The 10805-nt window shown below is 35.5% G+C and carries 12 protein-coding genes and 1 tRNA gene; 2 read left to right on the top strand and 11 right to left on the bottom strand.

Going from position 1 to position 10805, the window contains the following annotated elements:
• Positions 1–113: 113 nt before the first annotated feature.
• The 8 genes from Q8L85_00165 to Q8L85_00200 all read right to left on the bottom strand — a co-directional run bounded on the left by Q8L85_00165 (position 114) and on the right by Q8L85_00200 (position 6626).
• The gene (locus tag Q8L85_00165) at positions 114–473 is read right to left on the bottom strand and encodes a hypothetical protein (GenBank protein ID MDP1723102.1); all 360 of its coding nucleotides are present in this window, start codon (positions 471–473) and stop codon (positions 114–116) included.
• A 480-nt stretch (positions 474–953) separates the two neighbouring features.
• Positions 954–2408 (bottom strand): RNA polymerase factor sigma-54, encoded by a 1455-nt coding sequence (rpoN, locus tag Q8L85_00170; GenBank protein ID MDP1723103.1) that lies wholly within the window; start codon positions 2406–2408, stop codon positions 954–956.
• Positions 2409–2572: 164 nt separating this feature from the next.
• Positions 2573–3307 carry an LPS export ABC transporter ATP-binding protein gene (lptB, locus tag Q8L85_00175; GenBank protein ID MDP1723104.1) on the bottom strand — a complete coding sequence of 245 codons (735 nt, stop codon included), beginning with the start codon at positions 3305–3307 and terminating at the stop codon, positions 2573–2575.
• On the bottom strand, positions 3307–4149 hold the full coding sequence (locus Q8L85_00180; protein ID MDP1723105.1) for an LptA/OstA family protein: 843 nt from the start codon (positions 4147–4149) through the stop codon (positions 3307–3309). Before Q8L85_00180 ends, lptB begins: the two co-directional genes overlap by 1 nt.
• Positions 4150–4183: 34 nt before the next feature.
• Positions 4184–4891: an LPS export ABC transporter periplasmic protein LptC gene (lptC, locus tag Q8L85_00185; protein MDP1723106.1), complete on the bottom strand. Its 708-nt coding sequence runs from the start codon at positions 4889–4891 to the stop codon at positions 4184–4186.
• A gap of 13 nt (positions 4892–4904) precedes the next feature.
• The gene (locus Q8L85_00190; GenBank protein ID MDP1723107.1) at positions 4905–5873 is read right to left on the bottom strand and encodes a KpsF/GutQ family sugar-phosphate isomerase; all 969 of its coding nucleotides are present in this window, start codon (positions 5871–5873) and stop codon (positions 4905–4907) included.
• A 15-nt stretch (positions 5874–5888) separates the two neighbouring features.
• The gene (locus tag Q8L85_00195) at positions 5889–6497 is read right to left on the bottom strand and encodes a ribonuclease D (protein MDP1723108.1); all 609 of its coding nucleotides are present in this window, start codon (positions 6495–6497) and stop codon (positions 5889–5891) included.
• A 42-nt stretch (positions 6498–6539) separates the two neighbouring features.
• A tRNA-Leu gene (locus tag Q8L85_00200) sits at positions 6540–6626 on the bottom strand.
• Between the two features lie 255 nt (positions 6627–6881).
• Here Q8L85_00200 and Q8L85_00205 point away from each other — a divergent pair.
• Together Q8L85_00205 and Q8L85_00210 are read left to right on the top strand one after the other, a co-directional pair.
• A complete protein-coding gene (locus Q8L85_00205; protein MDP1723109.1) occupies positions 6882–7196 on the top strand; it encodes a hypothetical protein in 315 nt (104 codons plus the stop codon).
• A 163-nt stretch (positions 7197–7359) separates the two neighbouring features.
• Positions 7360–8211 carry a hypothetical protein gene (locus Q8L85_00210; GenBank protein MDP1723110.1) on the top strand — a complete coding sequence of 284 codons (852 nt, stop codon included), beginning with the start codon at positions 7360–7362 and terminating at the stop codon, positions 8209–8211.
• Positions 8212–8786: 575 nt separating this feature from the next.
• Here Q8L85_00210 and Q8L85_00215 read toward each other — a convergent pair.
• The 3 genes from Q8L85_00215 to Q8L85_00225 form a co-directional block, all read right to left on the bottom strand.
• Positions 8787–9068: a sigma factor-like helix-turn-helix DNA-binding protein gene (locus Q8L85_00215; protein ID MDP1723111.1), complete on the bottom strand. Its 282-nt coding sequence runs from the start codon at positions 9066–9068 to the stop codon at positions 8787–8789.
• A 230-nt stretch (positions 9069–9298) separates the two neighbouring features.
• Positions 9299–9835, bottom strand: a complete 537-nt coding sequence (locus Q8L85_00220) for a hypothetical protein (protein ID MDP1723112.1) — start codon at positions 9833–9835, stop codon at positions 9299–9301.
• A 647-nt stretch (positions 9836–10482) separates the two neighbouring features.
• A partial coding sequence (locus tag Q8L85_00225) for an IS630 transposase-related protein (protein ID MDP1723113.1) occupies positions 10483–10805 on the bottom strand: 323 nt, incomplete at its 5' end.

The following is a 10805-nucleotide window of genomic DNA, read 5'->3' on the forward strand; positions in this document are numbered from 1 at the left end:
ATGGTATTGATTTTATAAAAAATAATATTTCATTTGAAAAAATAAATCGATGTAATTATGTTAATTTTTTGCTAGCATTTGTTATAGATTTAATTGGTTAAAAGTGTCGTGTACTATGATTTATCATAACGTTCCCCCATAGAACAGGTAAATAAATGAACGTTTAGATTGTTAATATTATTTAGAGCACGAATAGATGCTTCAATAGAAGATATACCTATATATAGATCCTTATGTGCAACTAATATTGTGGATGTTAAAGGATCTCTAACGATAATGCCAATGCAAGGAGATAAAGGCCCTAAAAAGGCATAATCGAAATTTGTGTTGCTTGCTTCTAAAATAAAATAAGTTTGTTGATAAACATTAACAACCTTAGCGCCAGGTTCAAGATTTTTATCTTTTGTTGCAAAAGCTTTATACTTAAAGGGAAGTATTCTTTCAACTGGATCAGTATGTTGTTCAATTTTCATTTTGTACTTAACGGCATGTACATGAGTGTTTGTAAAAATAATTTAAGTTAAAAAAAGTAATTTTATATATTTCATTGCATTGTCCGGGGGTTGTTTAAGTGGTAAATTCACTTTATAGAAAATATTTAATAAAATATAGTTATTTTAATTCTTTTTTAACACAATTTTTATTATTAATTGCAATAAGATATATGAATATAATTCATATAAAATATGAATTATATTCATGTGCAAATTAAGTAAAAAAAATTATTATTATTTAATTATTATTTGTTTTTCTGAATCCGCATTCGAGTCCTCTGGACTTTCATTGGTTCAAGGAAATAGCTTAGTTGTTGGTAGATTTCTCATTAAAATTATATTTTTTGTCCGGTAGATTGAAAGGGACTACACTTCGCTCCTCATTCTTTCTCTACGCCAAGGATTCCGCGAACAAGTCGCGCGTATACCATTGGTTTTGTCGAATGGTAGATTTTTGAATTATCCCGTTTGCGTTAAAGGTCTTTTTTGTTGACGTCTAACAATTGACGATTGAAGATTCATTGATTCACGATATTTTGTAACTGTTCTACGCGCTATGGTAATACCTTCTTTTTGAAGCAAGCCCACTAATGTGTCATCAGCAAGAATATTTGGAAAAACTTCATTTTGGATTAAATTTTTGATGCGTTGACGCACAAATTCTGACGAAATATCCTGATCACCAAAAGCATTTTGAAGCGAACTTGAAAAAAAGAATTTTAATTCAAAAATACCGTTCGGCGTTGCCATATATTTATTGGTTGTGACACGGCTAATTGTGCTTTCGTGTAAAGTTGTAATTTCTGCAATCTCTTTTAATATTAATGGCTTTAAATGTGATAGACCATGTTGAAAAAAAGCAAATTGATGTTTGACGATTTGTTCGGCAACACGCACTAAAGTTGTTGCACGTTGGTCAATCGCTTTCATAAGCCAAGAAGCATTTTGATACGCATTTTGAACAAAATTTTTATCATCAGTTTTAAGAACTGAAGTTTTTAGTGTTTGATAATAATTCTTATTAAGTCCAATTTTAGGTAAATTTTCTTGATTAAGTTCAATTTTAAAATCACCTGTTGGAAGTAATATAAGATATAAATCTGGAATGATGGTTTGTGGTTCAATAGACCCAAAGGATGTTGCAGGATAGGGATTTAATTTTTGAATAATTTCAATCCATTCAATTAATTTTTCCTGTTTTAAATTGGTTTTTTGCTCTAATACCTTTAAATTTTTTTGTGCAATGAGTGGTAAATTATCCAAAAGGATCAAAGATGTTTCGTTTATTAATCCTTGATCGTCAAGTTGCAATCGAAGACATTCAGCAAGATTGCGGGCACCAATACCAGGCGGATCGAAATGTTGAATAAGAGTTAGCGCTTCTTCAATCTTTTCAATATCAACTTTCAAATCTTTTGCAATATCATTTAAATCATGATGAAAATAGCCATGTTCGCTTAAATGATCAATTAAATAAAACCCGATGCCTTTAATGAGTGGATCTTCAGTCCCATGAGATAATTGTTTTAAAAGATGATCTTTAAGGCTTTCTTCTTCGAAATGATTCTGAAAATGGTCAAAATCATCGCTATAATGACTAGATTTTGTATGGGTTGTGAGACTTAAATTTGGTTCCCACACATTATCGAAATCTGTATCAAGCGTTTTTTCTGTTGATTCTTTTGAAGAAAAATCAAGTTGATCTGCGTCGCCTTCAGACTCAGACGAATCATGATTTTCGTCGGGTGATTGATTGTCTTCAATAAGCTCTAAAAGCGGGTTTTGTAAAAGCTCTGTTTCAATATATTGGGCAAGTTCCATCTGCGACAATTGCAGCAATTTAATCGCTTGTTGCAATTCTTTTGTAAGCGTTAAACTTTGCGCTTGTTGTAGATTAAGATTTTGACTTTGCATTATTAAATGCAACCCTCCAGCACCCTTAGAGCAAACTATCCAGATTATGAGACAAAGTTTAGGAAAGGCGAGAACCGGAACGGAATGTACTTCTTTGTACATGAGTACCGGAAGCAAAGCCTTGACGACGAATTTGCTCATAGGATGGTTAGTTTTAAAAAGGGTTAGAGTTTAAACCCTTCCCCCAGATAGACACGTTTCACCACGTCATTTTGTACGATTTCAGAAGCAGTACCTTCCATAAGCACATGACCATCATGAATGATATAAGCGCGATCGACAATAGAAAGTGTTTCACGCACATTATGATCAGTGATCAAAATGCCAACACCTTTGCTTTTAAGATGATGAATAAGGTCACGTATATCGTTAACGGCTACAGGATCAACACCTGCTAAGGGTTCGTCAAGCATCATGATTTGAGGGCGTGTGGCGAGTGCACGCGCAATTTCAACACGACGTCTTTCACCCCCTGAAAGAGCAATCGAGGGCGTTTTACGTACATGCGATATTGAAAATTCGGACAATAACTCTTCCAAGCGTTCTTCGCGGAGGTCGCTATCTGGCTCAACAAGTTCAAGCACTGCACGAATATTTTCTTCAGCTGTTAATCCTCTGAAAATAGACGGTTCTTGGGGTAAATACCCAATACCAAGACGCGATCTTTTATATAAAGGTAAATGGGAAATATCATTATTAGCAAATAAAATTTCACCAGCATCTGGTTGAATAAGACCGCTAAGCATATAAAAACAAGTTGTTTTGCCCGCGCCATTTGGGCCTAAAAGACCTACAACTTCACCCCTTTTACAAGAAATAGAAACATCTTTAATAACCATCTTTTTTTTAAAAGATTTTTTCAGATGTTTAGCGGTTAAACCAATTTGTTCTTGTGACATTATGGGGCCTTTTTCTTAGCAGGTGTGTTTTGAAGTGTTTTAGATTTTGGCATTAAAAGGGCGTAAACAGGTTTCGCGCCTTTTTCAGCTCCAGGTAAAGCATTACGCAAAATATTATGGCCTGTTTCAAAATTGGCCTGACACCATTCCCCTTTGAGAACATTCCCATCCTGGGTTAAAGTAACATTGCCTTCTAAAACGGCTAAATTTTGTAAAGGTGTATACACACCCTTGTCACCAATAGCTGTTTGTGTTGGCGTCACAATGTCCACATTGCCCACAAGATCAGCACGAGATAATTGTGATTTTTTTGTTTCTGGATCTTCAGCGAAATAAGCTGTTAAATGATCACCTTTAACAATGTCTTTGTCTCGAATAATGGTAACAGGGTGTTTTGCAATTGCTTTTTTTTCTAAATCCCAATATTCAAGCATCGTATGCGTTGTGAGTGTTTCATTTTTGGAAGATGTCAATACAATTTGAGGGCCTTCCATAATCATATACCCTGTTTCCGTGAAATAAGTGCCTTTTTCGCCTTTTACTTCATTTGTAGGCGTTTTGATGACAACATTGACGAAAGCTTCAGCCTTCGTCAGGTGTCTTTTTCCATCTTTTTCTTCCAAATAACCAATCACTTCACTCGCTGTAATTTGGTCATTGTTTTTGCGTAAAACCGCATTGCCACGCGCAATAACACGATTTGTTTCACGATCCCATTCTGTCTCATCCGCAAAGATTTCAAGAGGTGCATCAGATTCAGCGGGTTGCTGCAAGCTAAGATCATGTGCAAAAACAATAGGGGAAGCACATAAAAAAAAGGACATTAAATATAATATTTTCACGATCATTCAACTTTAAATTGGGTCAATGTTACGTTTATTCATTATCAATAGCATGTTTTCCGTATAATTGCGACTGACTATTACCAATAAAGGTAACTTTTGTGCCTTTATTGGTCAGACGAAATCCTTCTGCACGAATATCACCCTGAGGGCCAAAACCCTTAACAGGTTCATTACCCTGAGCGCTTGAATCACGTAAATCAATAACAGCACTTGATGTTTTAAAATCATGACCATCTTCTGTTATAAGATGAACATTCGTATTTAATTTTAAAAACTTAACATTAGGCAAATAAACACCTTTATCTGCAGTAATGAATATTTTTTCATTTTTTTCATTTAAGAATTCACCATCAGGAAAATCCATAAATATTTCGCTATCATTAAAATTTTGGTCTGGTTTGTCTTGATGTACAATAGCTTTTGTTGCTTTCAAAACATAAGGTTTTAAATTTTCATCTTGACCAGAAAAAACAGGTTGAATCATCTCTTTGCGAGGTGGTGCATTATTTAATCTGTGTATTTGATCATGGTCTTTATTTTTAGCATTAAAAATTGGCCAAAAAAGTGCAAAAACTAACAATGAAAATGAGGTTATAAAAAAACCTTTTTTAGCTGTTTTAAGCCAAAATTGAGAGGATGTTGATAAAGCGCGCAACTGTCTTTTATTTAAATTAGACGGTTTCGGCTTTGGGCCTACTTCTTCCCGTTCTGGAATTTGATTGAGTTTAGAACGTGACATTCCATCTCCCTTTTTAAGCTATACCTGCTTTTAAACAATCATGTATATGTATGATACCAAGAATTTTAGACTCCGCCACAAAAAGAGATGTTATTTTTGAATCATTCATTATTTTTAACGCTTCAACAGCCAAAACATCAGGTTTAATAACACGTGGATTAGGATTCATAATTAAATTTGCTTTTTGGTTTAATAAATCTGGACTTAAGTGACGCCTAAGATCGCCATCTGTAATAATACCCTTAAGCTGGCCTACATTATTAATAATACCAACGCAGCCTTTTCTTTTTTGAGTCATGACAAGAATAGCTTCTTGCATCAATGTATTTTCTTCTACCAAGGGTGCTTCTTCCATCAGGTCACGCACTTTAATCAGCTTTTTGCCTAAGGCGCCACCAGGATGGAAAACACGAAAATGATCAGCCGTAAAATTTTTCTGTGCCATAAGTGTAATAGCAATTGCGTCGCCTAAAGCAAGCATCATTGTTGTTGACGTTGTAGGCGCCAATCCATGAGGACAAGCTTCTTCAACTTTAGGTAAAATAAGCGCGTAAGTTGCAGACTGGCTTAAAGCACTTTCTTTGCTTCCTGTAATCGCAATTAAGGGCACTGAGTAACGTTTTGTATAAGCAATAATATTAGAAAGTTCAATCGTTTCGCCGGAATAAGATAAAGCAATAACAGCATCTTCATTCGTGATCATGCCTAAATCACCGTGACTTGCTTCGCTTGAATGAACGAAATAAGAAGCGTTACCGGTGGACGCAAGTGTTGCTGCAATTTTTTTTGCAATATGACCGCTTTTACCCATACCGGTTAAAATAATACGCCCTTTAATATCTTTTAAAAGATCTATCGTATGGGCGAAAGAGGCATCTAAAAAATGGGAGACCATCTTAAGTGCATCCGATTCTAACAAAAGCACACGTCTAGCTTCAGCTAAAATAGGATTTTCTGAAGTTTTAATTGATGCGAGTGCCATTTTAAATCCTTGATATTAATGATGAAAAATATCTTCTTCTGCCCAACCTGATAAATCAAGATAAGCACGTGCTGGTAAAAAGTCGAAACAAGCTTTGGCAAGCTCTGCGCGGCCCTCACGTAGAAGCATTTTATCAAGTTGTTTTTTAAGTGCATGTAAATGAAGCACATCATTGGCTGCATAATGCTGTTGTGCATCTGTCAGTTTTTCAGCACCCCAATCAGAGCTTTGTTGTTGTTTTGAAATTTCGACACCTAATACATCCTTGCATAAATCACGTAATCCATGACGATCTGAAAAAGTTCTGGTGAGTCTAGATGCAATTTTTGTGCAATAAAGTGGAAAAGTCAAAACACCTAGATATTGCTGTAATAAAGCGACATCAAAGCGTGCAAAATGAAATATTTTAAGAATATTTGAATCTGTTAATATCTTTTTTAAATTAGGCGCTTCATAAGTAGAATGAAATTGAACCAAATGTGCATTTCCATCGCCATTAGAAAGCTGAATCAAACAAAGCCTATCACGAAAATGGTTAAGGCCCATTGCTTCACAATCAACAGCAATCATTTCTGAAGGGATAAAGGATGCTGGTAGATCATGATCATAGTGAAAAATTGCCATGAATATTTCCTTAAGGCTAAATTGTTTGTACATGTGTTTGCTTGGTGCCCTGGAGAAGATTCGAACTTCCACGAACTTGCATTCACTAGAACCTGAATCTAGCGCGTCTACCAATTCCGCCACCAGGGCATTATGCCTTAATGCAGTATCTATATCAAGAAAAGACACGAGATTGCAAATAAAATCGCTTTATTATGGCGCAAGCTCTTGAATCAAACTGTGATTTTTTTGTATCGTTGATTTATAAAGATGGGTCTTGGAATGCTGGACCGAATTTAAAATTACTGTTAGCCTTGTTCTACTTAAGTATAAATACAACTAGTTAATACTAGTTTTGGGAAAATGAAACGACTATCCCCTTGATTTCTGAGAAGGAAAATTAACATGTTAAAAAAATCCTTTATAACCTCCATTGCGATTGCTACTTTTTTGACAACGACTGCACCTGCTTTTGCGGGCGGCGCACATGATATGGGGCCGCGCCGTCCAGTACCAGTGCCTCCGCCTGTTTACTATCCTGCTGATACGGGTGGCATGCCAACAGAAACACCAACACAAGCTATTTACACAGCCGAAAGCTCATTGCCTTGGATTGCTTTAGGGCTTTTTGCAGTTGGTCTTACAGCAGCTTTAATTGCTGGGTTGAGCGGCCATTCAAAAGCAACGCCTACAACACCTGTTGTTGTTGAGGGTAATTAATAGGTTTAAAGCCATTTAGGTTGTTCCATTTGAATATAATAAGTGGCTTTATATCATCACTGTTTTTTTTCTTTTATTTCAGAATGCACCTTTGTTGACTTCATTTTGTATCGTTACTACCATAATCAAAAAAGAAAGTTGCGTTGGATTTTAGGACACAAAAATGAACTTTAAAAAAATCTTTTTAGGATCTTTGTTAGGCTGTTTTCTTTTAAGTACAGTTGATACAAATGCTCAAAGACCAATCACACAAGGGCAGTGGGGTATTGGACTTCATGGGGGCATAGCACCTCACTTTTTTACCCGCAAAGCAGGCACAACATTGATTGTTAATAGCAGTACGTATAACAATATCATCATTAAACAGCGTACGTTTTCCAGAAATTTTGCAGCACCTGTGATAGGCAGAGGTGAAATTACATATGCAATCATGGATGATTTGGAAGGGTTTGTTGATGCTGATTATGTTTTTGCACAGGGACAAACGATAAAGCTTTATCATAAGCCAACGCCAAATTTCACCTTAGGACCAGTCGCTAATATTCGAACAAAAAATCAATCTCTTCATGAGGTAGGTTTGCATTTAGGCCTAAGGCATTATACGGATATTGGAAGCGACATTACACCTTTTTTAGGATGTAAATTTGGTGGACGTTATCGTAACAACGTTCAGATGTACCATCTTTTTGATGGCGCAAAAGTAGATTCTTTTAGATTTTTACGTGGTGGTGTAAGTTTTAGTGCGGGCGCTGAACTTGGCCTTAATTATAATTTTGCACTTGGTTTTTCACTTATTTTAAAGGGAGAGATTTTAGGTATTACGTCTTATCATGAAACACGTTGGGCTTCAGATTATACAAAAAATGGTATTAGATCTCGTTTGTATTCGAGCGATCAAGTGCATAAGATATATTCAGGCAAAGATGTGGTTCAAACATTAGGTACAAATACACTTCAACCCTATAGAGCTGCTATTTCATTGCCTATAACACTGGGATTGAAGATTCATCTTTAAAAAAAGGTGGGTTGATAATTAATCTACGGGACAAAAAATGAAATTAAGCTCATTTTTCAACTATCCCGCTCTCGCACGCCGCAACTTATTTCTAAGAAGTGAAAACAATTTTTTACCAAAAGCCCTCCAAAGAAGGTTTTTTTACCTCTCCCCTTGTGGGAGAGGTCGCGACCAAAGGGAGCGGGTGAGGGGTATTTTACAATTTTGGAGAGGTGAGTATTTGTTTGGCAATGCTTAGATTATGGCATGATAGTGTTGCTCTTTGTAAACGAGATACCCCTCACCCGCCGCTGCGCGGCGACCTCTCCCACAAAGGGGAGAGGTGAAACCGAAGCAATTTCATTTTTTGTCCCGTAGATTCGTTGATAATCCACTTCCTGATTGTGTCTCCTATGCTGGTTTGTGTTAAGAAGTCTAATGTAAGTGTTTCGCTTTTGGTTAATAGAACGTCATTCGTTTCTTATGTAGAAAGAGATTACATGGCGTTCTTCGTTCATTCTATTAACTAAAAGCGAAAACACTATATGGATTCAGAAGTATTTATGATAGAAAATCATAGTATAAAATAAACTAAACTAAGAAACAGCTTTCAAATCGTCTTCAGCTGCATTCAAAGCATAATCTCGAATTTTTTCATATGCCTTGACTTCTATTTGACGAATCCGTTCGCGTGAAATACCGTATTTTATGCTCAATTCTTCAAGTGTTTCAGGGGTATCGTTAAGTCTACGGCTTATAATAATTTGTTTTTCGCGATCATTTAAAATAGTCATGGCTTCAGCCAAAAGAGCGCTTCTTTTTTGAAGCTCTTGTTGTTCACCAAGGGCTGTTTCTTGATCAATTGTATCATCCGGCATAAAATCTTGCCATTCACCATCACCATTAATTTTAAGGGATGAATTTTTGGAATTTTGTTTAGGTTTAACATGCGGGGAATTTAGTTTTTTAAACTCATGGCCGCTTAACTTTACGTGGATGTGTCGCTAAGTCTTTCTTAAGTATAAACAACACACGTTGCGCACCATTATTCATCGAACACAAAGTTAAACAGCTGTGAATTGATAGTAAAAGAATTAATACGTTAGTATTAATTCTCTAACAGTCTAAATTTTTCCTCTATGGTTGTTTTTAAATTAATAATTTCCTGTTGGTTGTGTGCCGTCATTATTTTCGCTAAATCAGCCATGATTTGTCCGTGAAGTTGAGCATAATTAGGATGACGCGTTAATTTTTCCAATCTTTTATTAACCTCGATATTATATTTATTGAGATTAGCGTGTTGGTTTAATTCCTCTTTGTCTGCTTTGCTAAGTTTGGCCATTATATCAATATGATACACGGTACCTGTTGACCCTACCCATCTGTATCTTAAATCTAGGTGGTCTGAATCAGCGTTATAACTAACACTTTCTCTTGTTGGTCTTGCTATACTCAGAAAAGCCCCTACCAGGAATTTTTGTCCTGGGGCACGTAGGTGTGTTTCAAATTCAGCTTTGGAAATGCCTGGACGTCTAGAATAAGTAATTCCATTATAGACGACACCTTCAGAGGTAGCTAAATTATCCATTTGTGTCCACTCAAAGGGGCTAGGTGCATATTTGTTGATTATACCTTGATCTGTCACGGTGTAGCCATAAACAAAATTAGACACTAAAAAAAACGTTACAATGAAGCATATAGCAAAATGTTTGTATAGTGGAATAACTTGAAAACACTACAAAGTTGCCAAAAAGCAATATATTCAAATTTACGGCAATATCTGCAGAAAGTTTTACAATTTAAAAACATAATCGATAGCCTCACCAAGTGACTGAAATTTGTTTATTATTTTTCGCAAAGACGCTTTAAAGTTAGCCCAAAAAACTTCAATAGGGTTTAGATCTGGAGAATAGGGTGGTAAAAATTTAAGGGTACAGCCTACATTTTCAATAAGCTCCTTTGTTTTTGGGGATTTATGAAATGTTGCATTGTCCATAATAATAATTTTTCCAGGAGTCAATAAAGGTATTAATATCTTTTCAATCCATAAATTAAAAAGCTTTGTATTACAGGTTCCCTTATAACAAAAGGGTGCTATAACTCTATCTTTAACTTTTGCTGCAACAAAACTTTCTCTTGCATATCTTTTGCCAGAAACTTCACCAATAATGGGAACACCTATTTTTGACCAGCCGTGTTCTTGTTGAAGAAATTCATCAACGCCACTTTCATCTATATAGATACGATCTTCGACAGGAATATCTTTTATTTCTTCTAAAAATTTTTGTCGTGCTACTTCATCTCGTTCTTTGTATAGACTTGTCTTTTTTTTCGCGTTATTTTTAATCGTTTAAACGCTTTGCTAATTCCTGTCTGCGTAACATTAAATTTTTTTGCACATTCTTTTTGAAGTACGTCTGAATGCATTTTTACGTAATTGATAAGCTTTTTGCTATCTATTTTTCCTGGTCTATAATATTCATCAGGATTTAAATGTCCTCTCACTTTTTTTCTTAACAACCATTCATCTATTGCTGAACGAGAAATCTTAAACAATTTACTTGCTGCAGATTTTTTTCCTCCTTCTTCAATGTAAGAGAGCACTTTCTCTCTTA

Source organism: Alphaproteobacteria bacterium (genome assembly GCA_030680745.1).
In the GTDB taxonomy this organism is placed as follows: domain Bacteria; phylum Pseudomonadota; class Alphaproteobacteria; order JAUXUR01; family JAUXUR01; genus JAUXUR01.

Coding starts and splice junctions, on each gene's coding strand:
- Q8L85_00195 (MDP1723108.1), bottom strand. CDS start 6,497: ATGGCAATTTTTCACTATGATCATGATCTACCAGCATCCTTTATCCCT.
- lptB (MDP1723104.1), bottom strand. CDS start 3,307: ATGTCACAAGAACAAATTGGTTTAACCGCTAAACATCTGAAAAAATCT.
- Q8L85_00205 (MDP1723109.1), top strand. CDS start 6,882: ATGTTAAAAAAATCCTTTATAACCTCCATTGCGATTGCTACTTTTTTG.
- lptC (MDP1723106.1), bottom strand. CDS start 4,891: ATGTCACGTTCTAAACTCAATCAAATTCCAGAACGGGAAGAAGTAGGC.
- Q8L85_00210 (MDP1723110.1), top strand. CDS start 7,360: ATGAACTTTAAAAAAATCTTTTTAGGATCTTTGTTAGGCTGTTTTCTT.
- Q8L85_00215 (MDP1723111.1), bottom strand. CDS start 9,068: ATGCCGGATGATACAATTGATCAAGAAACAGCCCTTGGTGAACAACAA.
- Q8L85_00165 (MDP1723102.1), bottom strand. CDS start 473: ATGAAAATTGAACAACATACTGATCCAGTTGAAAGAATACTTCCCTTT.
- rpoN (MDP1723103.1), bottom strand. CDS start 2,408: ATGCAAAGTCAAAATCTTAATCTACAACAAGCGCAAAGTTTAACGCTT.
- Q8L85_00190 (MDP1723107.1), bottom strand. CDS start 5,873: ATGGCACTCGCATCAATTAAAACTTCAGAAAATCCTATTTTAGCTGAA.